Genomic DNA, 26,486 nt, shown 5'->3' with positions numbered 1-26,486 from the left:
ATATGTTGACATTATTTTTACAGGCACAGCCACAAGGTTCTTCATCAATGATGCTGATCATGATGGGTGTGATGTTTGTAGGGTTTTATTTCCTTATGATAAGACCCCAGATGAAAAAGCAGAAGCAGGAGAAAAATTTTCAGGAAAACCTGAAAGTAGGAACAAGAGTTGTGCTTACATCCGGACTTCACGGGAGAATTGCCCAGATACAGGATGATGGTTTTGTGATTGAAACGTTATCCGGAAAATTGAAATTCGAAAAAGCAGCTGTTTCCAGGGAAATGACAGAAAGCCGTTTCGGAGATAAAGCAAAAAATGTTGAAAAGCCAACTGATAAAAAAGAAACAGAAACTGAAGAAAAGAAATAATTCAGTTTGAAAAACAGATAGCTTCGGCGGGTGAACAAAGTTCACCCGCCGAAGTTTTTTTATAGAAATAAAAAACCATATATCTGTTTTTGTGTTTATTGTAAGACATTCATGGATTAACGTGTAATAAAAATTATCTTTGTCCCATGAATCAAAACACAAACAAAACTGTTCTTATTCTGGGAGCTAATTCAGATGTAGCAAAACAATGTATCAGGCAGTACATTCAAAAAGGATTTTCGGTGATAGCTGCTTCAAGAAATACAAAATCTCTGAAAGATTTTGTGGCAGCCAGTCATTTAGATCCGTCAAAGATCACCGTTTTGTATTTTGATGCAGCAGATTTTGATTCTCATCAGTCATTTTATAACCAGCTTCCTGCAAAACCTCACATCGTGGTATATGCTGCCGGTTTTCTCGTAGATAACCAGGAGGCGTTAACTGATTTTAAAGGGGCAAAGCAAATGATGGAGGTTAATTACATGGGAGGAGTCTCTATTCTGAATATTATTGCAATGGATCAGAGTAATAAAAACCTGGAGCGGATTATCGGGCTTTCCTCATTGTCCGGGGTCAGAGGAAGGAAAAGCAATTTTGTTTATGGAAGCACAAAAGCTGCATTTACCCAATATCTGGCTGGATTAAGGCAAGAGCTTGCTTTCAGAAGAATAACCGTCAATGCATTGGTTATCGGCTATATCAGAACAAAGATTAACGAAGGATTACAGCTCAATGAATCCCTGATCATGGAACCGGATTATGTAGCCAAATTTATTGTCAATGCCGGAAATTCTTTTACCATTGTTCCTAATTTTAAATGGAAAATTATTTATTTTATCCTGAAAATACTTCCGGAAAGTTTAGTGGCAAAGCTTCCTTAAATCGGGTATGACATTTTATTGTTACAACATAATATGAGTGTTAAATTTTCTAAAAAACGAACTTCGGTATTTTTTTTGTTACTGTAGAAGCGATTATTTCTTTTCAGTAAGATTCGGTTTTTTATGATCATGAGTAAAACAGGGCAACCTGTTCTGTAATCAATCTATTTACAATTAATAACTATACACTTTAACAGAAAAGTTAAGGTTGATGTATTGTAATGACTATCCATAAGTAGCTCAATTTTATATTAAACGCCTGCTGTAAAAGAATGAATAATCAATATTTTCGTATAAAAACAGTAAAATTAATAATAAAGATGGATGATTTAGAATTGAGCAAGATTCAGCAACATTGGGACACGTTAATATCTTCAGCTATTTCCTGGGCACCGAGGATTATTACGGCAGTAATTTCTGCCTTATTGATTTATGTGATCGGATCATGGCTGATCAGGATGATCAAGAAGCTTGCTGAAAAAGGCTTTAAAAAACGTAATATGGAAGCTTCATTACAGCTTTTCCTTTTGAATATTATCAATTGGGGGCTTAATATTTTGCTTTTTATCGTAGTTGTTACTCAATTAGGTGTACAGACTTCTGCATTTGTAGCAATGATTGGTGCTGCGGGATTGGCAGTAGGCTTGGCACTTCAGGGATCCCTGACCAATTTTGCAGGAGGAATCCTTATCTTATTATTAAAACCATTTAAAATAGGAGACTTTATTTCTACCAATTCCGGAGTATCAGGGACTGTACAATCCATTGATATTTTTCATACAAGATTGGTGACTCCTCAAAACCACTTGATCGTTATTCCCAACGGTGTTGTTTCCAATAACAGCATTACGAATTTTACGCAGCTGGGAACCCGGAGGACTTCTCTGGATATCGGAGTTGCCTATGATGCTGATCTTAAGCAGACCAAGGAAATTCTGATGAATGTTATAAAAAATAATCAATATGCATTAGCAATACCTGCTCCACAGGTAGTGGTAACTGAGCTTGGAGACAGTGCCGTAAATTTATCAGTAAGAGTAAGTACCACTTCTGAAAATTTCTGGTCCATGAACGAAGAACTTATCATAGATTGTAAAGAAGCTCTTGATAAAGCCGGAATTGGTATTCCCTTTCCCCAAAGAGATGTTCATATTTATAATAAGTAATTATACAATATGTAATAATGATCATAAGAAATCCTGCATTATCTGATGCAGGATTTTTATAAGGATGACATATTTCCTTTTCCTGGGGTTAGATACCAAGAGAAAATCGGGATTTTAACCCTTTAACTTCAAGAGTTTATCATTGGAACAGCTTAATAACAGACAAATAATGAGGATAAGCTTTTTGAATTATTCTATATTCTGTAATAATTCCAGTGCCTTCATCATATCAATTCCTTTGCCCAGTACCGGTTTAAAAAGATCACCTTTATCTTTGATCCTGTCCAGTGCATTATGAATATTAAAATCTGTGGGCTTTACCCCTAGCTTAAGCTCATCCCAGTCCAGAGGCATTGATACGGATGCCCCTTGCTTTGGTCGCAAACTGTAAGCGCTGGCCAGGGTTTGTCCGGTTCTGTTCTGAAGATAATCAAGATAAATTTTCTTCTGATCTCTTTTTTGCAGACTTCTTTCCAAGGTGGTGATTTTAGGAAGTTTTTCGTTGACCTGTTTCATCAGAATATGTGCAAAATCTTTTACCTGGTCAAAATCATATTTTCCTCCCATCGGAATATAAATATGGATTCCGGTGCTTCCTGAAGTTTTGCAATAGCCTTTTATTGTAATGGAATTTAAAACTTCATTGATCTGAAGAGCCGTTTCGATCACATCATCAAAAGTATTCTTTTTGGAAGGGTCAAGATCCAGCACCAGATAATCGGGATGCTCCAGATCGGGTAATGAACTGTTCCAGGGATTAAGATCAATACAGCCCAAGTTGTTCAGATAAGCCAATGTTGCTTTGTCATTACAGTAAATATAATCAATATACTTATCATTGGATTCCGAATACACCTGTGTTGTCTGGATCCAGTCGGGAATATTTTCTCCGGCATCTTTCTGATAAAAGCTTTGTTCTTCAATACCATTGGGAAAACGGTTGAGAGAAAGAGGTCTGTTTTTCAGATAAGGTAAAATATAGGAGGCTACAGATTGATAATATTCTATGACGTCCCCTTTAGTAATGCCATCTTCCGGAAAATAGATTTTATCCTGATTGGTCAGTTTCACAATATGTTTATTCAGGGTGATTTCTTTTTCTTTTTCTGAGACTTTCGTTTTTTTTGAAGGTGCTTTAGCTTTCATTTCGTTTGGTTTTTCGTTGATGGGTGAATCTGTAATTTCCTCAGGAGATTTGTCTTCACGGACGGCTACAAAAACGGGATGTCTGAAGATACCGTCTTTGGTAATTTCGGAATATTTGATTTCACATACCAGTTCCGGTTTTGTCCAGGTTACCGGCATATTGGTTTTAGGAATTATTTCAAACGGAGACGTTTTGATGACCAGCTTCCGGAGTCTTTCGTAAAGCTGTTTTAAAGAAGTATTATTAAAACCCGTTCCCGTATGGCCGCAATACGTCAGTTTTCCATCAATGTATTTTCCGAGGATAAGAGCTCCGAAACTTTCCCGCAAGCCTCTGGGAGCTGTAAAGCCGCAGATAATAACGTCTTCTGTGCTGGAAAATTTGATTTTAAGCCAGTCGCTTGTCCTGTGATTTTCGATATATAGGCTGTCAGCCCGTTTGGCGATCATTCCTTCAAGTTTCATTTTTTTCATCTGTTCAAAAAAATAAATCCCCTTTTCCGGAATATGATCACAATATTTAATAGTATCGGTTTCAACAAGAGCTTCTTTTAAAAGTTCCTTCCGCTGAATAAGGGGAAGGTTTTCCGTAGAATGTCCATTCAGCCATAGCAGGTCGAAAACCTGGTAAACGAGGGCGGGGTTGGGATTATCCTGTATTTGTTGTAAAAGCTGGAAGTTAGGTTTCCCCTGATCATCATACAAGACCACTTCTCCATCCAGGATCATCTGGTGTTTCTGATGGATAAAATCCCGGCTTACCATGTCGAACTTCGATAAGAATGAAATTCCATTCCGGGAATAGAAGAGAGGCTGATCATGCCTCAGGTCAGCAATGGCCCTGTAGCCATCCCATTTTATTTCAAAGATCCAGTCTTTATCATCGAATGCTTTCTCAGTAAGTTTAGCAAGCATAGGTCTGACAAATCCTTTTAATTTCTTTTCATTCGTTAAAGTATTGAAGCTTTTGAAAGGCTTTTCAGAAACTACGACTTCTTTTTTTCGCTTTTTTTCAGGCTTTTTTTTTCCTCTAAAAATTGAGTCACCTTTGATTTCGGAGAGGTGTTTTCTTCAGCATCATACGGGCTTTCTGCATATTCATCCTTATGTTTTATCAGAAGCCAGGCGTTCTCTTCAGAGTTTTTCATTTTAACCAAAGCAAATTCTCCTTTCAGCTTTTTACCATGTAAAATAAATTTTAGGGAGCCTTCATGTAATTCTTTCAGCAACTCTTTTTCATCAGAGCTATTGGCATTTACTTCAATGGGCTCATAGGTTCCGCTGTCCCAGACTTCTACCTGTCCGGCTCCGTAGTTGCCTTCAGGTATATTCCCTTCAAAATCTTTATAATCATACGGATGATCTTCTACCATCATCGCCAATCTTTTATCTTTGGGATCCAACGACGGGCCTTTAGGCACAGCCCAGCTTTTTAATACTCCTTCCATTTCCAATCGGAAATCATAATGGAGTCTTGTCGCTGCGTGCCTCTGGATTACAAAAATCAGCTTATTCTTACTTTTTTTTGTTTTCCCCTTAGGTTCGCTTGTTTCATCGAACTTCCGTTTTTTATGATAATCTTTAAGAGCCATTACGATGCGGATTTAGATTTGGAATGATTGAGACTTGCTTTTAATTGAGCCATAAGATCTATTACCTTACCTTCTTTTGCTGTTTCAGTCTTTCTGGCTTTAACATTTTTGCCTTTTGCTTTCTGTTTGATGATCTTAAGAAGTTCGTCAGAATAAGTATCTTTGTACATAGTAGGATCAAACTCCTGGGACAGCTGTTGTATAAGACTCACGGCCATTTTCAATTCTGCAGGTTTAGGAGCTTTACGGGCAGGAATTTTTAAATCTGCATAATCCCGGATTTCCTGATCAAATCTCAAACGGTTCAAAACCAGTATTTCATCGTTATAAGGACGTATCATTCCGATAGCTTCAGTATCACGAAGAACAAAAGTACCAATACCTACCATTGCGGTTTCTTCGAGGGCTTTTAATAAAAGCCTGTAGGCACTTTCACCATTTTTCTGGGGTTCCAGATAATAAGGAGTCTCAAAATATACACTATCTACCTCATCTTCCTTTACAAATTGATCAATAGAGAGTATTTTTGTTTTTTCAGGGCTTGCTGCTTCGTAGTCTTCTTCATCAAGAACGATATATTTATCATCCATGAGATAACCTTTAACGATATTTTCCCATTTTACTTCTTTTCCCGTATTTTCATTGACTCTTTTAAACCTGATGTTGGAAAAATCGGATTTATCGAGCATGTCAAGATCCAATTTAGTAGTTTCTGTAGCAGAATAAATTTTTACGGGAATGTTTACTAAACCGAAGCCAATAGCGCCGTTCCAAATTGCTTTCATTGTCTTACGTTTTTAAAAATCAAGCAATTAATATGCCGTTAGAAAAGGAGAAGTGTGTTTCATGTGCTTTGTTGCCAAATGACAATTGTATTTACAAACTACTTTTAATACCTTTATCTTCCGAGAATCTATGGATAAAACAAAGCATGGAAGAACTTTTTAATTACATCAGAAAATTTGGTATTCTCAATGAGCAGGATGAGCTTTTGATTGCTAAAGGAATTCAGGAAATAAAGATACGGAAAGGAACACCTTTTGTAGAAGCCGGGAAAGTGAGCCAAAGAATTGCTTTTGTGAAAGAAGGGGTATTCCGGTCCCTGTATTATAATAAACAAGGGGATGATTTTACCCGGTATTTTATTTATGAAGGGAGATTTATCGGAGATTTTCAGGGATTTACGGATCAGCTTCCTGCTCATGAATATATTGAAGCAATTACGGATTCGGTCTTGCTCGTGATAGATCTTGATTACTTTAAAGTGCTGGAAAGAGAGATCGCCATATGGCCGGTACTGTTTGCCAGGATTCATGGTTTTGTAGCAGAAAATAAACTTAAGGTGGCCAGTATTATGCTGAATCAGGATGCCAAATCCCGTTATATCCATTTTTTAAACCATTATCCGGGGCTCGCCAACAGGGTACCACAGTCAATGCTGGCATCTTACCTTGGGGTTACTCCTTCATCATTAAGCAGGATCAGGAGAAATATTGTATAGTATCATTAGGAATTCAATAAAGAAATCATAGTATTTGATAAAAAAGCGTTTTTGTCAAATGACAATGGCCTGCCTTTCAAACTGCCATAGCTTTGCATTATAAAATTAAATATATGGATATTGTATTAGGATTGCAGTGGGGAGATGAAGGAAAGGGAAAATTTATTGATCTCATCAGCGAAAAATATGACATTACAGCCCGTTTTAACGGTGGAGCTAACGCAGGGCATAGCATAGAACGAAACGGACGTAAAATCACACTCAAAATGATTCCTTCAGGGATCTTTATGAAAGAGGTACAGAATGTTATCGGAACAGGTACTGTTATTGATCCTGTAAGTTTCAAAAAAGAAATTCTGAATCTTCAGATATTTGATACAACCGCTCAACCGGAAAATAATATCATCATTTCGAAAAAAGCACATCTGGTAATGCCTACTCACAGGCTCCTGGACATTTTTATGGAAGAAAATCCGGCGTACACTACCATCGGAACCACGAAGAATGGTATTGCCCAGGCATATTCAAATAAAATATTAAGACAGAATCTTAGAGTAGGGGATATCTTTTTTTCTGATTTTCAAAACAGGGCCCAGCATATTTTGGAAAGAGATTACAGGATGCTGAAAGATGAAGGAATGATTGTACTGCCTGCTTTAGAAGAGATCAGTAAAGAATTTTTTGATGCAGTAGATTTTCTGAAGAATTTCAATTGTACGGAAACTGAAATTTATCTTAATAAAGCCTTGTCGCAAGGTAAAAAAATACTGGCAGAAGGATCCCAGGCTGCCATGCTGGATATTGATCACGGTACCTATCCGTATGTAACATCTTCTTCAACAACGGCATCAGGGGCCAGCAGCGGTTTAGGTGTTTCACCTAAAAAGATCGGTGATATTTACGGGATTGCAAAAGCTTATTGTACCAGAGTTGGAAACGGAGCATTCCCCACGGAACTTTTAGATGAATTTGGAGATGAGCTCAGAATGAAAGGGAATGAATTTGGTTCTAATACTGGACGTCCGAGAAGAATAGGATGGCTGGATCTGCCGGCATTAAAGTATGCGGTAATGATCAATGGAGTTACTCAGCTGGTTCTCACTAAAGCTGATGTCTTATCTGGTTTGAAATCGGTGGCTGTTTGTACCCACTATGAATCGGAAGATGGTAGTATTGAAACAATCGCTTCTGCACTTCCTGAAAATGCTAAACCTGTATTGAAATGGATGGACGGCTGGAAAGCTGATTTTTCAAAAATAAAAAGCGTTTCTGAATTGCCAAGAGAACTTATGGATTTTCTCACTTTTCTGGAAGCAGAATTAGAGATTCCTGTGGGGTATCTCTCTATAGGGCCCGGAAGAGAGCAGATTTTAACAATGAAATAAATAAACCAATATACTTCAATGAAAAAGCGGGGCAATGCCCCGCTTTTCATTTATGCTTTCAAATCCAATTTTAATTCCAGTTCATCCAGTTGTGTATCAGCAATCGGTGCCGGAGCATCAATCATAACATCACGGCCTGAATTATTCTTAGGGAACGCAATATAATCCCTGATGACTTCATTCCCGTCGAGGATAGCTACCAGACGGTCAAAACCGAATGCTAAACCACCATGTGGAGGAGCTCCGTATTTAAAGGCGTTCATCAGGAATCCAAACTGGGCTTCTGCTTCTTCTTTCGAGAATCCTAAAAGATCAAACATTTTTGATTGAAGATCTTTATCAAAAATTCTGATAGATCCTCCTCCGATTTCATTTCCGTTCAGAACCATATCATAAGCATTGGCTCTTGCTTTTCCGGGATCTGTTTCCAGCAAATGGAAATCTTCCGGTTTTGGAGAAGTGAAAGGGTGGTGCATCGCATGGTATCTTTGTGTTTCCTCATCCCATTCCAGTAAAGGGAAATCAACCACCCAAAGTGGCGCAAATTCATTTCCTTTTCTTAATCCTAAACGGTTACCAAGTTCCATTCTCAATGCAGAAAGCTGCGCTCTGACTTTATTTTCGTTTCCGGAAAGAACCAACATTAAATCCCCTTCTTTTGCCCCGAATTTTTCGATAATTTTTGCCAGATCATCTTCATTATAGAACTTATTTACCGATGAGGTTTTCACTCCGTCATTCTGGAACTTCACCCAGACCATACCTGATGCTCCGATCTGTGGGCGTTTTACCCAGTCTACAAGCTCATCAATTTGTTTTCTTGTATACTCTGCACATCCTTCAACATTAATTCCTACAACCAGTTCAGCGTCGTCAAATATTTTGAAATCTTTGCCTTTTACCAGCTCATTAAGTTCAACGAATTCCATTCCGAAACGGATGTCCGGTTTATCGTTTCCATATTTCTTCATGGCATCGGCAAATGTCATTCTCGGGAAATCGCCGAATTCTTTTCCGGTAATGTCCTTTAAAAGAGTTTTGGTCATTCCTTCAAAAACATTCATCACATCTTCCTGTTCTACAAAGGCCATTTCACAGTCGATCTGTGTAAATTCCGGCTGTCTGTCTGCCCGTAAGTCTTCGTCACGGAAACATTTTACAATCTGGAAATATTTATCCATACCTCCTACCATCAAAAGCTGTTTGAAAGTTTGTGGAGATTGTGGTAATGCATAAAACTGGCCCGGATTCATCCTGCTTGGTACTACAAAGTCTCTTGCTCCTTCCGGAGTAGATTTGATTAGGACAGGAGTTTCCACTTCAATGAAGCCTTCATCAGACAGATAATTTCTTACTTTCTGAGCCATTTTGTGACGGAAAATCAATTTATCTTTTACCGGATTTCTTCTGATATCCAGATAACGGTATTTCATCCTTAATTCTTCTCCGCCATCCGTTTCATCTTCAATGGTGAAAGGAGGAAGTTGTGAATCATTCAGAATCGTTAGCTTTTCTACTAAAAGCTCAATTTCTCCGGTTGGAATATTCGGGTTTTTGCTGACTCTTTCAATAACTTTCCCGGTAGCCTGAATCACAAATTCACGACCCAGTTTTTTAGCTTCTTCCATCAATTGTGTAGAAGAACGGTCCTGGTCAAAAACCAACTGAGTAATTCCGTAACGATCCCGAAGATCTACCCAAATCATAAATCCTTTATCACGGATCGTTTGTACCCATCCTGATAGTGTAACTTCTTCATTTAGATTTTTCAGAGATAGTTCTCCGTTGGTGTGTGATCGAAACATAATTATTTGTTTAAAGTTCAATGTTTAAGGTTCAGTTTTGAACCTTGAATTTTTCGTTGGCAAAGATAAGATTTTTGTAGGGTTTATAAACAAAAAAACTTCCTTTCGGAAGTCTTGTTTATTTTTAAAAGGATTTAGTTTCTGACAGCCCCGCGCTGTATCAACAGTTTTGCCGTTTCCACTCCTTTCCCCATTTCCGCTAATTGTAATGGAGTTTTGTCTTTACATTTTTTATTAATATCTACTTTATTGTCCAGAAGGAAATTGATGATATTACGGCTTCCATATAGAGAACTGAAGCCAAGTGGGCTATAAGATTCCTGGCCAATTGTGAAACATTTGCTGTAATCTCCCGGAGCAAATTGCTTTTTAAATGCAGCTACATTATCAGAATTGATTGCTTTCATTTTCGCTTGTGTAAGCTGCTGCGCAGAAAGCATATTGGCGAATAAGAACAATCCAAATAGAAAAGTGATAGAGATTATTTTTTTCATAAGAACTATTTTTAAGAATATACAAATCTAATTAAATTTTATTACCAATTGCTAAGTTTTGATAATAATTGGATTTGTATTTTTGATCTCATCTAAATTATTGATTGGAAAATGACAAAATATATTGATTTTTTGAAAAAGGCTTTTAATGGAGAAGATACCGATTTTACGAAAGTGAATATCCGGAGTGCAGTACTTCTTTTAGCAATACCCATGATGCTCGAAATGGCTATGGAGTCTGTATTTGCATTAGTAGATCTCTATTTTGTGGGACATTTGAAGGAGAGCGGTTTTGCCATTCAGACTGTTGGGCTTACAGAATCGGTTCTTTCCATCATGTATTCTATTGCTATTGGGATGAGTATGGCAGCCACTGCTTTGGTTGCAAGAAGAATAGGAGAGAAAAATCCTGAACAGGCATCGAGGAGTGCGGCACAGGTAGTGTTGGTTTCATTCATTGTAACCTTTATTTTAAGCCTGGCAGGTGTAATCTATGCAGAAGAAATACTGATTTTAATGGGATCAAAGCCAGAGGCCGCCGCTTATGGAAAAAATTTCACAAGAATCATGATGGGAAGCAGTACTATTATTATGCTTTTATTTTTAATCAACGGAATTTTCAGAGGGGCAGGAAATGCTACTATAGCTATGAAAAGTTTATGGATTGCCAATATTGCCAATATCATTCTTTGCCCGGTTTTAATAAAAGGACTGGGCCCTGTTCCTGCAATGGGATTGACCGGTGCAGCACTGGCCACCACAATAGGAAGGAGTATTGGGGTACTTTATCAGCTGTATCATCTCCTTATTGCAGATACGCAGATCCGGATTAAGATGAGCTATTTTACCCCCGATTTTCCACTCATTAAATCTATTGTAAACATTGCAACTCCCGGAATTTTCCAATTTGTCATTGCTTCATGCAGCTGGATCTTCCTTGCTGAGCTTGTGGCAACAACCGGAGGTGAAAATGCATCGGCGGGATATCAGACAGCGCTGAGGTTGATGATGTTTTTCATGCTTCCGGCCTGGGGACTGAGTAATGCTGCCTCCACTCTGGTAGGGCAGAATATGGGTGCTAATGAAATGCTGAGAGCAGAACAATCTGTCATGAAAACAGTGAAGTATAATGTAATTTTCATGTTAATTGTAAGTTTATTGTTTATTTTCCTGGGAAACTTCCTGGTAAGCTTTTTTACGCAGGAAGCGGAGATTAAAGATTTTGCTAAAAATGCGCTGCATATTATGAGTATTGGATTTATATTTTATGGAATAGGAATGGTGATGATTAATGCTTTCAATGGAGCCGGCGACACCTGGACACCTACATGGGTTAACCTGTTTGGCTTCTGGATGTTTCAGATTCCTTTAGCCTATTTTCTCTCAAAACATCTGGATTTGGGACCTAAAGGTGTTTTTATTTCAATTCCGGCAGCAGAGACTTTGATTACGATAGTAGCCTTTATTTTATTTAAAAGGGGAAAATGGAAGACCGTTAAGGTTTAGTAGCTGGAAGCTGGAAGAAAGAGGCTGGAAGTTGCAGTCAATGCATTATTGATTTTACTTTAAAGAAGATAAACCAGACGAATAATTATTCTTTATAGCCACCATGACTTTCATTTCCCAGCTTCGAATCTGATTAAATCAGAACTAAACAGGTTGGAAGACATGAATAAAATTGAATTTTAATAGCTCTGTAGACTGCAATAACTTTCAGTTCCCATCTTCCATCTTCCTTTCTTTTATAAAAATTTAACAACTTAATAGGTTGGAATTTAGACCGATATTTTCTAACTTCGTTATTACAACAAATATTATTACTATGGGAAAAGGAGACAAAAAAACGAGAAGAGGTAAAATTCACTCAGGCAATTATGGAAAAAGAAGACCCAGAAAAGCATCAAAATCTTTTGTAGCCTCTGAAGAAAAATCTAAAAAGTAAAAATAAAAAGACCAAAGAATAGTTCTCTGGTCTTTTTTTATAAAAATTAAATTAATTATTTTCCGAAAATATTTCCAAGAATGCTTCCTAAGCCTCCTTGCTGTTGTTGGTTATTGTTCCCTCCGCCACCAAGAACGCTTCCTAAGATATCGTTCAGGGGATTTCCTGATGACTGAGATTGGCCTCCATTTCCAAGCACGCTTCCCAGAATGTCATTCAAGGGATTGGATTGCTGGGCCTGAGCCTGATTGGAAGCATTTCCAAGGATACCTCCCAAAAGGTCTCCCAAACCTCCTGCTCCTACATTGTTTTGTTGCTTCTGCTGCCCGATATAGCCCATTACAACCGGAGCGAGCATAGCAAGGACAGGACCTATTTTGTCTATTGAAATTCCTGTATTCTGCGATAATTGATTTTCTACTGTGCTTTTTTGTCCTCCGAATATGTGATCAAGGATAGACCCTCCTTCGGCCTGCCTTGCTTCAATCTGTGATGCATCATTTAAGATACTTCCGTTATGATCTTTATCTAAAGCATTGTTTAAAGCTTCTGCTTCTTTGGCATCCTTTGATTTATTTCTTAAATAGGAAATAATAAGAGGTGTGGCTACTGCCAATAGGGCGATGACCTGATTTTTGCTGATTCCGAATTTATTCTCAGCCTGTTCAGCAACCTGATTGCTGGTGTTCCCTGTAAGTAGGTCGATTAAGCTCATGTTTGTGTTTGTTAATGTATTAATTGAACCAAAGTTATCAAAAAATATGCCTCACAAAATGGTATCAGATCATAATTATTGTTAAAGTTTTTTTATCTCCTCTTCAGTATATCCTTTGCTTTTTAATAATTCTATGTATTCCAGTGCGCTGGCTGTCATCCAATGGATCGGTTCCGGAGCTTGTTTTTTATCAATAGTGAATTCCAGAATGCCCACATTATTATTCATCCATGGAAGTAAATAATAATTCAGTCCGCCTTTGTACGCTTTGAAATTATGAATTTCTTTTCCTCTTTCAGTAGAAAGTACAATATGAAAACAAAGTACATATGCCAAAGGAATGAAAAGGCATGTCCACGAATATCTTCCAAATGAAGAATATCTGGCAGAGGATAGACCATAGCCAATAGAAAGAGCAAAAATAATATTGAAAGGAATAAAAAATACATAATTATCAGAAACAGCATAGAAGGTAGAAAATCCATAAACACATACAGATCCTGCAGCAAAAACATAAAACATTTTCCTGTTTGTCCTGTATAATAAAATTGCTCCGGTTATTCCAAAAAATATAAAAAAATTGAAATTATAAAACAGGTATACAAAGGAGATGAAAAAGTCTTTTACATATTGTATGGTATCTTTTTTTAAAGAATCTTCTACCCAATTTCCTTGGTCTGATGAATAGGGTGAATTGATCGGATATCCTTGGGAAATATTTAATATAAACAAGGACGAGAACAATACTGCAAAAAGAAATAAAGATGAATAAAAATATTTTTTCTGTTGTCTGAAATAAAAAAGAAACACTAATAAGGCTGGAATCAGGAGGATATTCTGTATATGGACCCAAAGACTAATTCCTAAAAACAGACTGCTGAATATAATATAATTTCTTTTATTTTCTGAAAAAGTTTTAACCATCGAAAAGAAAAAAAGACTTACCCATAGGGAATTGTAAGTATATACTTCTACAATTTCGGCATTCCTCCAAAAAGAAAAGCTGAAGCCAAAAATAAAAGCACTGGTAAGCGCAATCCATTCTGTTTTGGTAATGCTTTTAACTGTAAGAAAAATGATGGATACTGTAGCGGCTCCCGAAATAATAACCAAAAGGCGGCTTGCTTCAATGGCATTAAGTCTGGTTAGAGTTTTAATTAAAACAACCGTATTAATATATAGAAAATGACTGGTTGCTGTAGCAACACTAGTCCATCCTCCTTTTTCAGCATTTAGTATAAAACCTACACAGTCAGCAAAAGGAATCTTTGTAAAACTTCCGGCATAATATATCCCCAGAAAAATAAAAAATAGAAATACAGCAGATATATATTTGCCCATATTAGTTCTTTACAATAGGAACATTCGAGCAGGCTTCTCCGAACATTAAGGATTTTACAATAGGCTTTAGCTGTTCCACGAGCTCTATGTATGCATTTTCCGGAATTTCCTTATCAGAGCATCCTTTCACAAGAACCCTTTTTCCTCTCATTTCTTCAAAATCATAGGTTTGAATAGCATTGTGCATAAGAATTACTTCCAGATCCTCACGGCTCCCAAACACAATCTTTTTCGCAACATCCGTAAGTTTTGCGGTTAATACAAAATATGCCCATAAAGGAATAATAGTGTCCACAGAATTATAGATATATATATAAGCATCTTTATACTCTTCCACATTGATCCTGTCTACTTTTTCGCGGAAATCTTTCTCCTTCAGAATCATCTCCTGGAAAAGAAAATCTTTAAGGTCAATACCTTTTCTTTCCCCTTTTGGAAGCAGGGTAGTAAGGTCAAAATTTACAAGGCCGCTTTCTGCAACTTTATTCCGGATTTCAAATTCTTCTGACATTTTTATCATTATCTTTGAACAAATTTACAAATTAAGATCAACATATATTTAATTTGTTCTCTATCCTTACCATAGAAAGCTCCCATGATCCGGACTAAATATCATGCAGAGCCTGAAAAGGTGTTTTATGGATATTAAACACATATTAAAAGATTTCGGAAGAAATGAAATATTATATTATTGCAGGAGAAGCTTCCGGTGATCTGCACGGAAGTAATTTAATGAAAGCCTTAAAACAAAAAGATCCGGATGCGGACTTCAGATTTTGGGGCGGAGATCTGATGAAAGCCCAGGGCGGTACTCTGGTTAAGCATTATCGTGATCTGGCTTTTATGGGGTTTTTGGAAGTAGTTATGAACTTAAGAACCATTTTAAATAATATTAAATTCTGCAAAGAAGACCTCCAGAAAAACAGACCTGATGTTTTAATTCTGATAGATTATCCGGGTTTTAATCTTAGAATTGCCAGATTTGCCAAAGAGCTCGGAATCAGGGTTGTGTATTATATTTCTCCACAACTTTGGGCATGGAAGGAAGGCAGAGTGGAAATTATCAAAAAATATGTAGATGAAATGATGGTAATTCTTCCGTTTGAAGAAGATTTTTATAAAAAGCATGGAGTACACTCCCATTTTGTAGGGCATCCGTTGCTGGATGCTATTTCCGGTCTGCAGGAGATCAATATTGAGACTTTTAAAAAAGAAAATGGGCTCAATGAAAAAGAAATTATTGCTTTATTACCGGGGTCGAGGAAACAGGAAGTAGAGAAAATGCTCGAAATAATGCTTTCGGTGAGACCACATTTTAAAAATTACCAGTTTGTTATTGCGGGAGCTCCAAGCCTTCCCAAAGAATTTTACCAAAAATATGTAGATGATAATGTTCACTTTGTTTCCAATAGGACTTATGATTTGCTGAGGTGTTCAAAAGCTGCTTTGGTGACTTCAGGGACGGCTACTTTAGAAACCGCTTTATTGAATATTCCTGAAGTGGTCTGCTACCGTGGAAGTAAGATTTCTTATGCTATTGCTAAAAGACTTGTGAAAAATATCAGTTACATTTCGCTGGTTAACCTGATCATGGATAGGGAAGTAGTAAAAGAATTAATCCAGGATGATTTGAATACTAAAAATCTGGTAGATGAACTTCATAAGATCTTATCAGGAGAGAAAAGGGACAAGGTGTTGAACGATTACGACCTTCTGAGAGAAAAACTAGGTGGGAAAGGTGCCAGCGATCATGCTGCTGAGGTGATTTTGAAGGTTATATAATGTTACCACACATTCCTAAAAAGAATTTAAATTGTCAAATTATAAATGAATCATTTAAAAAGTTATCTGTTACTATTTGTTGGTATATTTTTTTTCTCAAATAGCTTTGCACAAAAAAACAAATCCAGGGATCAGCTACAGATATTCTATTATGGCTGGTATGGGAATCAGACAACGGATGGTAGCTTACAACATTGGAACCATGAAATTATCCCTCACTGGAGTAATCCAAAATGGAATAATCTGGGACATTATAAAGGCGGAGATGATATCGGGGCTAACTTTTATCCGGCATTAGGCAATTATAGCTCGAACGACTCAAAAATTATAGAGGAGCATATGAAAATGATGAAAGAAGCAGGTGTTGGAGTCGTTGTTATAAGTTGGTTAGGAAAAGACTCTTTTACAGATAAGAGTGTTATGAAATATCTGGATATGGCGGACCGTTTTAATCTGAAAATAGCTTTTCACATAGAACCTTTTTATAAAACCATTAAAGAACTGAAAGATCAGCTTTCTTACCTTGTGAAAACATATTCCCGTCATCATGCTTTCTATAAAAAAGATGGAAAACCTTTATACTATGTTTATGACAGCTATAAAATTCCTGCTGAAGAATGGATGAAATTGCTTTCCAAAGATGGAGCTATGTCAGTAAGGAACAGCGACCTGGATGCATTATACATAGGATTATGGGTAGAAAAGAATGATAATGTTTTTTTTGAAAAATCCGGTTTTGATGGCTTTTATACTTATTTTGCGAGTGAGGGATTTGTTTTTGGCAGCACCACTTCTAATTGGGATTACCTTTCCGGGTTTGCGAAAGATCACCATCTTATTTTTATTCCCTGTGTAGGCCCGGGCTATTCTGACACCCGCATCCGCCCATGGAATGAGGCGAATTTCAAAAACCGTGATAATGGCAGGTATTACAAAAATATGTTTGATGCTGCAGCAAAAGTGAATCCGGATTTTATCGGAATTACTTCATTCAATGAATGGCATGAAGGTACACAGATAGAACCTGCAATTCCTAAAAAATCCGGAGGTTTTACTTATGAAGACTATGGGAAAGATCCATGGTTTTATATCAAAGAAACTAAACGTTTGACAGATCAGTTTTTGAAGGAGAAATAGTTTAATGTATTAGCTTAGAATAAAATGAAAGTGTACCACACTAAATAGTATGGAGTAAGCATCGTTTAAACGAAACCCTTCTTGATAGAGATACAAAAAATTTAATAAAAAAGGCTGTTTTCACAGATGGTGGACGGCCTTTTTTATTGCTTGGTAAAAATTAAATCTTTTGTCTCTGGTAAATAAATATTAATGTCTGTTCCAGGAGGACACTTACTGTCATCCAGAATAATATCGTTGGGACGGTATTCCCAGGAAATTTGTGTATCATTTATTTTTTTTAGAATAATTTTTCCCCAGCCAACGTTACAATTTGTACCACTATATGAGAATGTTATCTTATTTTGATCAGGTTTAGTACCGATACTAAAAAAATCTATTTTTGAAGTAGCATTATTTTTAGTATCCTGCAACACTGTACCAGAAGAATTTTTAACAATGTATTTTATAACTAAGGCATCTCTGTAAAATTTTTGATCACCATAGTCCATTAATTTATTTTCCTCTTTTGTTATATGTAAAATAATTTCTTTTCCTTGAAAATTAGTTTTATAAGCTCCTGTATATTGATATAGTTCATTATTCAAATCTTTTACATAAGCATTCATAGGAATATTTTTTAAAGAAGTGTTTAATGGTAATTGCTGTGCTTTGCAAGAAAATACGCTTATTGTAAAAAGAAAGAATAATATTTTTGTTTTAGTATTTATTGTTTCCATATTTTAATTATTTAATTTAAGAGCAAGATGTTGTAATGAGTTGATTGCTGGTGTTTAGTTTGATGATGTGTATTATGTTGTCAAGTTCTATTCTTTGCAAATTAATTTTTCCATCCAATCCCATACTTTTTAACATCTTGAAAAATAACATTTCAGCACCTAAATTATTGATCGTGCCATCGGGATTGATATAGGTATTTCCATTCTTACCAAAATCAGTTAAGTCTTTGAGGTTTCATCATGAATACAGGAGTGAAAGAAAAAGGTGAGAATTGCCAGCAAGAGCTGCCAGAGAGTTGTTTTTTTCATCATAAATATTTTATATTTTCAAATATACTGCCTTTATCACAATTATGTGATTTTTTATGTAGCAGAACAAAACAATGTAAGGTAATAAACACCATAGAAAGTAATTTTCAATTGTTGAAAAGTGTTTAAAAAAACAATAATCAAAAACCAGGAGCTTTTTTGAAGAATGAAACTACTTATAAGGTGCTTTTGTCATTTCTTATTTAATTTTCTTAGAATAAAATCAAGTGTTGTATTGTTCTTTTTAATCTGATTTATAAGATTATTTGATAATTCCGGAGCCTGTATTGAAAAGATTAATTTCCTATTTTGGTGAGATAATTATTTGAATTGAACAAACAGCCGCTTCTTATTTTGACCCTGTGTTTTATTCTGGGAATTGTGTTTCAGGATCAGTTTTTACTGGGGCGGAAAGCTGTTTACTTTTTGATCATTTCAGGGCTGGGAATAATCATTTCCCTGTTTTTTCATTCTTATTTCTTGCATGTAATAAGAAACATTTTGCTGGGGATTTTGTTTTTTATAATGGGAATTATCCTGCACTTTTATAATACTTTTTTACCTGAAGCCGGAGAAATTGCAAAAGACAGGATAGAAATTATTTTCAAAATCTCCCGAAAATTAAATTCAAATGAGAAATCCAGGAAATATGAAGGAACGGTAAAGGCGGATAACAGGCTTTTTCATTCTCTGATCTATATCCCGAAAGAAAATCAGACATTGGATTTTAAGCATTTTTATAAGACAAAAGCTTATGTAGTGCAACCTAAAGCTCCATTATACGATTTTCAATTCAACTATGCACGATATTTAAACCGGAAAAACATTTCATATCAGTGCTATACCTCATCCGAAATTTCATCCGTTGAGAATACTGATCCGGATGGTATGGATAAAGTCCGGCAATTAAGGTTGGATGCCCTGAAGAAAATTGATGCTGCAGCCATGTCCGGGAAAGCCAAAGAATTTTTAAAAGGAATCATTCTGGCAGACAGAACAGACATGGATCCGGATACCATACAGGACTTCAGTAAAGCAGGGCTTATGCATTTACTGGCTATTTCAGGCACTCATATTGTGGTGATTTTCGGGATATTTTATTTTATGCTAAGACGGTTTTCTCCTTTATCAAAGCGAAGATATAGTATTATTGCCAGTCTGGTTTTCATCTGGTTATTTGCAGCGCTTATCGGGTTTGGCAATTCGGTTTTGCGTTCCTGTATGATGCTGAATATCTATTTTGTTTACGTTATTCTTCAAAGAAAGCCAGATCTTCTGCATTCTCTGGGATTGTCTGCATTGATTATCCTGATGCTGGATACACAGCAGTTGTTCGATATTGGATTTCAACTGAGCTTTGTGGCGGTTCTGGGGATATTCTGGTTAAACCAACCCCTGTTACGCTATTTTCCGATACAGGATAATTATTTTAAAAAATTGATATTTAATACCATTTCCATTTCTTTATCAGCACAACTGGCCACACTTCCTTTGGTTTTGTACTATTTCCACCAGTTTTCTATGGTTTCCATAGTTGCCAATTTTGTCATTGTTCCTTTCTCAGAAATCATTATTGTACTTTCTTTCTTAATGACAGTCCTTATTGCTTTGAATATTAATCCAGACTTTGTCAGCAATATGTATGATGTTGTAATTCATCTGGTACTTAAGCTTATTCATTGGTTTGCAAAGCCAGATATTTTGTTTTTTGAAAATATTTCAATGAATCTGATTGAAGTCTTATTGGTTTTTGTAATAGTTTATCTCTCAAGATCTTTCATTATCAAAACGAATTTTAAAAACACTGCAAGATTGATGATGGCTGTTCTGGCTTTTTTAATGATCCGGACCGGGTTTGATATCTTTGAAAATAAAAAGGAAGAGATATTGTTTTATACTTTTGGTAAAACGAAGATTTTTTCGGTAAAAAGAGGAGATAAAGTCTGTTTCTGGATCTCGGATATGGGCGATCAGGAAAAAATTCAGCGGTTTATCATTAATCCTTATTGTTATTCTAGAAGGCTGAGTGATTTTCAAATAAAAACATTTCCGCAAACGGTACAGAAAGTTGTTTTCATGAATAAGGTTTATGATATAGAATAATGAATTTTATTTTGGGTTTTTCTCTATTTATAACGTGTTTTACTCTTATTTAGAAAGATTACAAACTGGCTAATTGTGAGATTTCTCACTTTTCGATATTGTTAACATTTCTTAATTTTGTGGGAAATTCAAATTTAAACTTATATGGCAGGTTTAACGAGTTCTACGATAGGTAGAAAATATGCTATGGCATTATCAGCTATGTTTTTGCTGATTTTTCTTATACTGCATTTGACGACCAATTTGTTATCAGTTCTGAATAAGGACGCCTTCAATACGGCTTCTGATTTTATGGGCTATAATCCTTTTGTGCAGTTCTTAATGCAGCCTATTCTTGGCTTTGCAGTAATATTTCATTTTGTAATGGGGTTTGTGCTGGAGATCAAGAATAATAAAGCACGTCCGGTAAAGTATGAATCCAACAACCCTTCTATGAATTCTTCATGGATGTCCAGAAATATGATCATTTCCGGGGCGGTTGTTCTGGCTTTTCTGGCGCTTCACTTATATGATTTCTGGTTACATGAAATTAACTATAAGTATGTGGAAGGAATATCTCCTGATGCAGAACGTTTCTGGCCGGAGCTTCATGAGAAGTTTGCTGATCTTTGGAGAGTGGCTTTATATGTAATTTCTTTTGTTTTATTAGGATTACACCTGGCACACGGGTTCCAGTCTTCTTTCCAGTCTGTTGGAGCAAGACATCCAAAATATACGCCGGTGATTAAAGCTGTGGGGAAATGGTATTCTATCCTTATTCCTGCAGGATTTATTTTCATCGCAATTTTCCATTTTATAACTCAATAATATCAATATACTAATTATGAGTAAATTAGATTCAAAAATTCCTGCAGGTCCATTAAAGGACAAATGGAAAAATCATAAAGACCATATGAACCTTGTTGCACCAAACAACAGAGATAAGATTGATATTATTGTTGTAGGTACAGGTCTGGCAGGAGGTTCTGCTGCAGCTACTTTGGCTGAGCAAGGATATAACGTAAAAGCTTTCTGTTATCAGGATTCTCCAAGAAGAGCTCACTCTATCGCAGCTCAGGGAGGGATCAACGCAGCTAAGAATTACCAGGGAGACGGTGACTCTACCTATAGATTATTCTATGATACCATCAAAGGAGGTGACTATAGAGCGAGAGAAGCTAATGTTTACAGATTGGCTGAAGTTTCTGCAAATATTATTGACCAGTGTGTTTCCCAGGGAGTTCCTTTCGGAAGAGATTACGGAGGTCAGTTAGATAACCGTTCGTTTGGTGGGGTTCAGGTAAAAAGAACTTTCTACGCAAAAGGGCAAACAGGTCAGCAATTATTATTAGGTGCATATTCTGCGATGAGCCGTCAGATCGGTAAAGGTAGAATCAAAATGTATAACCGTCATGAAATGATGGATCTTGTTATTGTTGACGGAAAAGCAAGAGGAATTATCGCCAGAAACCTTGTAACTGGAGAGATTGAAAGACATTCTGCTCACGCAGTAGTAATCGCTTCTGGAGGATACGGAAACGTATATTTCCTTTCTACCAACGCCATGGGATCAAACGTTTCTGCAGCCTGGAAAATTCATAAGAAAGGAGCTTATTTTGCAAACCCTTGCTATGTACAGATTCACCCGACTTGTATTCCGGTTCACGGGACCCAGCAGTCTAAACTGACTCTGATGTCTGAATCATTAAGAAACTCAGGAAGAATCTGGGTTCCTAAAAAAATTGAAGATGCAGTAGCTATCAGGGAAGGCAAATTAAGACCTGAAAATATTAAAGAAGAAGACAGAGATTACTATTTAGAAAGAAGATATCCGGCATTCGGTAACCTTGTACCGAGAGACGTTGCTTCCAGAGCAGCTAAAGAAAGATGTGACGCCGGATTCGGAATCGAAAATAATGATACTAAAGAAGGAGTTTTCCTTGATTTCTCTACAGAGATCATTAAAAAAGGTAAAGAAGCTGCTATCGAAAAACATATTCATAACCCTACAGATCAGCAGATCTATGACCTTGGTAAGAAATGGGTTGAGGAGAAATACGGTAACTTGTTCGTGATGTACGAAAAAATTACAGCAGATGATCCTTATAAAACTCCGATGAAGATTTATCCTGCTGTTCACTATACAATGGGAGGAGTATGGGTAGATTATAATCTTCAGTCTACTATCCCAGGATGTTTTGTAATCGGCGAAGCTAATTTCTCTGATCACGGTGCTAACAGATTGGGGGCATCTGCATTGATGCAAGGTCTTGCTGACGGATACTTTGTACTTCCTTACACAATTGCAGATTACCTTTCTGCAGATATCAGAACAGGGGAGATCCCAACTAATTCAGGGGCTTTTGATGAAGCAGAAAAAGGGATTAAAGAGAAAATTGATTTCTTCCTGAATAATAAAGGAACTCATTCTGTAGATTACTTCCATAAGAAACTTGGACACATCATGTGGAATAAAGTAGGGATGGGAAGAACTCCTGAAGGGTTGAGAGAAGCAATTAAAGAAATTGAAGAAGTAAGAAACGACTTCTGGAAAAATGTAAAAGTACCTGGTGAAGGTGAAGGAATGAACACTGAGCTTGAAAAAGCATTCAGGGTGGCAGACTTCCTGGAATTAGGACAACTAATGGCTATCGATGCACTACACAGAAACGAATCTTGTGGTGGACATTTCCGTGAAGACCATTCTACTCCGGATGGAGAAGCGGAAAGAGATGACGTAAACTACAAATACGTCGGAGCTTGGGAATATCAGGGACCGGATATCAATACGGAAGTATTGCATAAGGAAGAACTGATATACGAGAACATCGAGGTTAAAACTAGAAGTTACAAATAATCTCCAACCTATAAATATAACATTATGAGTGCAAAAAAAGGCTTACATCTTACGCTGAAAATTTGGAGACAAAAAAATAATAAATCTAAAGGTCAGTTTGAGACCTACAAAATATCAGATGTATCTACAGATTCTTCTTTTTTGGAGATGCTGGATATCCTGAACGAAAATTTAATTAACGAAGGTAAAGAACCTATCGCATTTGACCACGACTGTCGTGAAGGAATCTGCGGGATGTGTTCACTATACATCAACGGTAGAGCTCATGGTCCTGATACAGGTATTACAACTTGTCAGCTTCACATGAGGATGTTCAAAGACGGAGAAACGATCGTTATTGAGCCTTGGAGAAGTGCTGCTTTTCCTGTTATCAAGGATTTGATGGTAGACAGAAGCGCATTCGACAGAGTGATGGCAGCAGGTGGTTTCATCTCTGTAAACACTTCCGGTAATACGTTGGATGCTAATGCAATTCCGGTTCCGAAAGAAGACGCAGACAGAGCAATGGATGCTGCAGCTTGCATCGGATGTGGAGCTTGTGTAGCTACCTGTAAAAACGGATCTGCAATGCTATTTGTGGGAGCTAAAGTTTCTCAGTATGCATTGCTTCCTCAAGGTAGGATAGAAGCTAAGAGAAGAGTTCTGAACATGGTGAAAGCTATGGATGAAGAAGGATTCGGAAACTGTTCAAATACGGGAGCATGCGAAGTTGAATGCCCTAAAGGTATTTCTCTTGAAAACATTGCAAGGATGAACAGAGAATACATGGCTGCTCTTGTAGATCAAGGATAGAAAAATAAAATTAATTTTATCAATAGAAAATACCGTTTGTAAAAACGGTATTTTTTTTATTTAATATTTCTTAGATAATTTTTAATTGAACGGGTTAATGTTTTGTTAATTAGTGGTTTGTAGTGTTGTTCAATGCTTTTGAGTGGATATCTTTATAAGATAAATCTAAATAAAAACACATGAGAAAATTTAAAAAAAAATTATCAAGAAATGAAATGAGAACTATTAGTGGGGCTTTTAATAGTGAGAGCGGAATAAACGGTAACGATGGATTTTGTGGAGGCTATTGCAGTTATCAAGGCATAAGTTGTAAAACTTATTCTTCAAATTGTTATTGTTCCGCGGCTCCTTTACCTTTTATGTCGGGTTATTGTACAACATATGACTATGGATGGGGATATTGATTATGTTTACTGTAAATTATATATCTCCTTAAACACTACAAGAGGGAAGATTTAGAATACTTTGTTGCAGATTGGGTAGAAGATGAGAGCTTTGGGATATATATTATTGAGAATAATGCAAGAATATATAGAGAATACATGTCTGCTCTTGTAGATCAAGGATAGAATTGATTCAAAACACTTAAAAATCGCTCTCGTTTCGAAGGCGATTTTTTTGTGCTTATCTTTTTGCTGTTAAAGTTTGTTAACTTATTGATTGGCTTTAGGTGTTCTTTGCTGAATAAGTATATATTTGGAGAATAGTTAAACTAATAATAAAAAAGCTTTTCGGGTGTTTTTTTGAAGATGATAACGCGGAAAAAAGGGGAGCAATGTCCTTTATGACCAGGTGTAATAAAATTTTCAAAAAAAATATTCAGTGTGAATGAAGATGCCCTAAAAAGCGTATTTTTGTGTAATATTAAAAATTGAAATGAAAAAATATCTTTTATTGTTTATCATCACAGTTTTTGTGATGTCTTGTTCAAAAAAAGTAGAAGTAAAAGGAAAAATTACCGGAAGTTCTCCACTGGAAAGAATCGAATTTGTAGAAGCTTCTGGAGTGGGAACCTTACCTTTGGTTAATATTGGTTTAGATAAAAACGGGAACTTTTCCGGAAGTTTTGAAGCTCCTAAAGATGGAATGTATGTGATCAACTATGCCGGCAGACAAAACCTGATCTACCTTGAGAGAGGACAAAAAGTTAACATCTCAGGAAATGGTGCTACTTTCCCTAATGAATATATTATTACCGGTGATGCTAAAAAGAATAATGACTTTCTTCAGGGAAGCCAGAAATTTTTAGGAGACTATGGTACCAGTGTCAATTTAGGTCAGTTAATGAGCGGAGATGAAGCTACATTCTTAAAAGGAATGCATAAAGTAGAATCAGACATTAATAAAAATGTAGATGAGCTTGCCAAGAAATTTAACCCTAGTAAAGCATTGCTGGAATGGAAAAAGAATGATGTGAAGGTGACAATACTTAATTTGCTAGCCAACTATGAAATGTCACATGGTCCAATGTCTGGTAATCCGTCATATAAGGCTTCAAAAGCTTTCAAAGACTATGAAACAAAGCTGGATGATGATAAAGAGGCAATGGTGAAAACAATTCCGCTTTACAGACAATATTTGTTGGTAAAGATGACTCCGGATTTCCAGAAATATGCGGAAGCTAACAGTAAAGGAAAAACAGATATTACCACTTCGGAATTATTTGCCAAGTATTTAAAAACTAAAAAAGATATCTCTCAGACTGCGAAAGATTATTTATTGGCTTTTGTAATGGCACAGGCAGACATTCACCCGACAACCCCGGCGAATAAGATTGAAAAGATCAAGAAAATTATTGATTCCGATATTAAAGATGCCACGATTAAAAGTGATTTACTTAAAATGCAGATGGCTATTACAGGTCTTAAAATCGGAGAAGCAGCCCCTGAAGCGGCTTTAGTAAAGCAAGACGGAAAAACTTATAAGCTTTCTGAAAACAAAGGTAAGCCTTATATGTTGTTTTTCTACGCTTCATGGAATCCTTATATCAGTGAAGCTACCATTCCTGTTTTGAAGGAAGTGGTTAACTTTTATAAATCTAAAATGAATTTTGTATACGTTAATGTGGATGATACAAAAGATCAGTTTGTAAAAACAAGTAATTCTCTACTGAAAGGTATCCAGGGAGTCAATGTATATGCAGAGGGCGGAATGGAATCTGATATAGCAAAGAAATATGGTGTTTACGGGTTCAAATTACCTTGTTTTGTAATCATTGATAAAGATGGCAAAATTGCCAGCAGATCTTTTGTAAACCTTGGTGAGCAGGAATTAGTGACTATTCTGGATAAACTGACAGGGTTATCAGCTCCAAAAGTAGATCCAAATATGCAGATGCAGCCGCAACTACAGCCTGCACCTTCTGCTCAGCAGCAAGCGCCACAGCCAGCAAACCCGCAGCCGGCTCCAACAAAATAATAAACTTTAACACAGTATAGAAACCTTATCTTCGGATAAGGTTTTTTTTATTGT

23 protein-coding genes are annotated in these 26,486 nt (G+C 36.4%); 14 read left to right on the top strand and 9 right to left on the bottom strand.

The annotated features are described in order from the left end of the window. The first annotated feature begins 2 nt into the window (after positions 1 to 2). The 3 genes from yajC (at position 3) to OK18_RS05345 (ending at position 2,415) form a co-directional block, all read left to right on the top strand. The gene (yajC, locus tag OK18_RS05355) at positions 3 to 368 is read left to right on the top strand and encodes a preprotein translocase subunit YajC (protein WP_050019570.1); all 366 of its coding nucleotides are present in this window, start codon (positions 3 to 5) and stop codon (positions 366 to 368) included. Between the two features lie 146 nt (positions 369 to 514). Continuing rightward, positions 515 to 1,249: an SDR family NAD(P)-dependent oxidoreductase gene (locus OK18_RS05350; protein WP_050019571.1), complete on the top strand. Its 735-nt coding sequence runs from the start codon at positions 515 to 517 to the stop codon at positions 1,247 to 1,249. A gap of 320 nt (positions 1,250 to 1,569) precedes the next feature. Next, entirely contained in the window at positions 1,570 to 2,415 is an 846-nt protein-coding gene (locus tag OK18_RS05345) for a mechanosensitive ion channel family protein (protein WP_053327352.1), read from the top strand. A 189-nt stretch (positions 2,416 to 2,604) separates the two neighbouring features. On the opposite strand, the gene ligD is transcribed toward OK18_RS05345, so the two are convergent. The 3 genes from ligD to ku all read right to left on the bottom strand — a co-directional run bounded on the left by ligD (position 2,605) and on the right by ku (position 5,938). Next, positions 2,605 to 4,476, bottom strand: coding sequence for a DNA ligase D (gene ligD / locus OK18_RS05340; RefSeq protein ID WP_053327351.1), 1,872 nt, complete (start codon positions 4,474 to 4,476; stop codon positions 2,605 to 2,607). A gap of 71 nt (positions 4,477 to 4,547) precedes the next feature. Next, positions 4,548 to 5,153 (bottom strand): DNA polymerase ligase N-terminal domain-containing protein, encoded by a 606-nt coding sequence (locus OK18_RS05335; protein ID WP_053327350.1) that lies wholly within the window; start codon positions 5,151 to 5,153, stop codon positions 4,548 to 4,550. Then, positions 5,153 to 5,938, bottom strand: coding sequence for a non-homologous end joining protein Ku (gene ku / locus OK18_RS05330; RefSeq protein WP_053327349.1), 786 nt, complete (start codon positions 5,936 to 5,938; stop codon positions 5,153 to 5,155). The genes OK18_RS05335 and ku overlap by 1 nt, the downstream gene beginning before the upstream one ends. Positions 5,939 to 6,084: 146 nt before the next feature. Between ku and OK18_RS05325 the strand changes: the two genes are divergently transcribed. Both OK18_RS05325 and OK18_RS05320 read left to right on the top strand, forming a co-directional pair. Next, positions 6,085 to 6,654 (top strand): Crp/Fnr family transcriptional regulator, encoded by a 570-nt coding sequence (locus OK18_RS05325; RefSeq protein ID WP_050019574.1) that lies wholly within the window; start codon positions 6,085 to 6,087, stop codon positions 6,652 to 6,654. Positions 6,655 to 6,767: 113 nt separating this feature from the next. Beyond that, positions 6,768 to 8,039: an adenylosuccinate synthase gene (locus tag OK18_RS05320; RefSeq protein WP_050019575.1), complete on the top strand. Its 1,272-nt coding sequence runs from the start codon at positions 6,768 to 6,770 to the stop codon at positions 8,037 to 8,039. Between the two features lie 50 nt (positions 8,040 to 8,089). Here OK18_RS05320 and aspS read toward each other — a convergent pair whose 3' ends face one another. Then, positions 8,090 to 9,844 carry an aspartate--tRNA ligase gene (aspS, locus tag OK18_RS05315; RefSeq protein WP_053327348.1) on the bottom strand — a complete coding sequence of 585 codons (1,755 nt, stop codon included), beginning with the start codon at positions 9,842 to 9,844 and terminating at the stop codon, positions 8,090 to 8,092. A 134-nt stretch (positions 9,845 to 9,978) separates the two neighbouring features. Further along, a complete protein-coding gene (locus OK18_RS05310; RefSeq protein WP_050019576.1) occupies positions 9,979 to 10,338 on the bottom strand; it encodes an ankyrin repeat domain-containing protein in 360 nt (119 codons plus the stop codon). A 111-nt stretch (positions 10,339 to 10,449) separates the two neighbouring features. Here OK18_RS05310 and OK18_RS05305 point away from each other — a divergent pair, with 111 nt between their 5' ends. Next, positions 10,450 to 11,844: an MATE family efflux transporter gene (locus OK18_RS05305; protein WP_053327347.1), complete on the top strand. Its 1,395-nt coding sequence runs from the start codon at positions 10,450 to 10,452 to the stop codon at positions 11,842 to 11,844. Between the two features lie 316 nt (positions 11,845 to 12,160). Further along, a complete protein-coding gene (locus tag OK18_RS20850; protein WP_082129141.1) occupies positions 12,161 to 12,280 on the top strand; it encodes a 30S ribosomal protein THX in 120 nt (39 codons plus the stop codon). A 55-nt stretch (positions 12,281 to 12,335) separates the two neighbouring features. Here OK18_RS20850 and OK18_RS05300 read toward each other — a convergent pair whose 3' ends face one another. The 3 genes from OK18_RS05300 to OK18_RS05290 form a co-directional block, all read right to left on the bottom strand. Further along, positions 12,336 to 12,995 (bottom strand): DUF937 domain-containing protein, encoded by a 660-nt coding sequence (locus OK18_RS05300; protein WP_053327346.1) that lies wholly within the window; start codon positions 12,993 to 12,995, stop codon positions 12,336 to 12,338. A gap of 81 nt (positions 12,996 to 13,076) precedes the next feature. Beyond that, a complete protein-coding gene (locus OK18_RS05295) occupies positions 13,077 to 14,336 on the bottom strand; it encodes a protein O-mannosyl-transferase family (RefSeq protein ID WP_053327345.1) in 1,260 nt (419 codons plus the stop codon). 1 nt (position 14,337) lies between these two features. Continuing rightward, positions 14,338 to 14,847: a DUF2480 family protein gene (locus OK18_RS05290; protein WP_053327344.1), complete on the bottom strand. Its 510-nt coding sequence runs from the start codon at positions 14,845 to 14,847 to the stop codon at positions 14,338 to 14,340. 164 nt (positions 14,848 to 15,011) lie between these two features. Here OK18_RS05290 and lpxB point away from each other — a divergent pair, with 164 nt between their 5' ends. Together lpxB and OK18_RS05280 are read left to right on the top strand one after the other, a co-directional pair. Then, a complete protein-coding gene (lpxB, locus tag OK18_RS05285; protein ID WP_053327343.1) occupies positions 15,012 to 16,118 on the top strand; it encodes a lipid-A-disaccharide synthase in 1,107 nt (368 codons plus the stop codon). Between the two features lie 45 nt (positions 16,119 to 16,163). Then, positions 16,164 to 17,255 (top strand): glycoside hydrolase family 99 protein, encoded by a 1,092-nt coding sequence (locus tag OK18_RS05280; RefSeq protein WP_053327342.1) that lies wholly within the window; start codon positions 16,164 to 16,166, stop codon positions 17,253 to 17,255. 143 nt (positions 17,256 to 17,398) lie between these two features. On the opposite strand, the gene OK18_RS05275 is transcribed toward OK18_RS05280, so the two are convergent. After that, the gene (locus OK18_RS05275) at positions 17,399 to 17,974 is read right to left on the bottom strand and encodes a DUF6705 family protein (protein ID WP_053327341.1); all 576 of its coding nucleotides are present in this window, start codon (positions 17,972 to 17,974) and stop codon (positions 17,399 to 17,401) included. 690 nt (positions 17,975 to 18,664) lie between these two features. On the opposite strand from OK18_RS05275, the gene OK18_RS05270 reads away from it, so the two are divergent. The 5 genes from OK18_RS05270 to OK18_RS05250 all read left to right on the top strand — a co-directional run bounded on the left by OK18_RS05270 (position 18,665) and on the right by OK18_RS05250 (position 26,432). Next, positions 18,665 to 20,386, top strand: a complete 1,722-nt coding sequence (locus tag OK18_RS05270; protein ID WP_394331973.1) for a ComEC/Rec2 family competence protein — start codon at positions 18,665 to 18,667, stop codon at positions 20,384 to 20,386. 144 nt (positions 20,387 to 20,530) lie between these two features. Then, complete coding sequence (locus OK18_RS05265) at positions 20,531 to 21,193, top strand: succinate dehydrogenase cytochrome b subunit (protein WP_050019585.1); 663 nt, start codon at positions 20,531 to 20,533, stop codon at positions 21,191 to 21,193. Between the two features lie 16 nt (positions 21,194 to 21,209). Beyond that, the gene (locus OK18_RS05260) at positions 21,210 to 23,222 is read left to right on the top strand and encodes a fumarate reductase/succinate dehydrogenase flavoprotein subunit (RefSeq protein WP_053327339.1); all 2,013 of its coding nucleotides are present in this window, start codon (positions 21,210 to 21,212) and stop codon (positions 23,220 to 23,222) included. A 24-nt stretch (positions 23,223 to 23,246) separates the two neighbouring features. Beyond that, the gene (locus OK18_RS05255; protein ID WP_053327338.1) at positions 23,247 to 24,014 is read left to right on the top strand and encodes a succinate dehydrogenase/fumarate reductase iron-sulfur subunit; all 768 of its coding nucleotides are present in this window, start codon (positions 23,247 to 23,249) and stop codon (positions 24,012 to 24,014) included. 876 nt (positions 24,015 to 24,890) lie between these two features. Continuing rightward, on the top strand, positions 24,891 to 26,432 hold the full coding sequence (locus OK18_RS05250) for a TlpA family protein disulfide reductase (protein ID WP_053327337.1): 1,542 nt from the start codon (positions 24,891 to 24,893) through the stop codon (positions 26,430 to 26,432). The last annotated feature ends 54 nt before the right edge of the window (positions 26,433 to 26,486 follow it).

This window comes from Chryseobacterium gallinarum, from assembly GCF_001021975.1.
Classification (GTDB): Bacteria; Bacteroidota; Bacteroidia; order Flavobacteriales; family Weeksellaceae; genus Chryseobacterium; species Chryseobacterium gallinarum.
The sequence above is the reverse complement of the archived record's forward strand: the minus strand, read 5'-3'. Positions and strand labels throughout refer to the sequence as shown.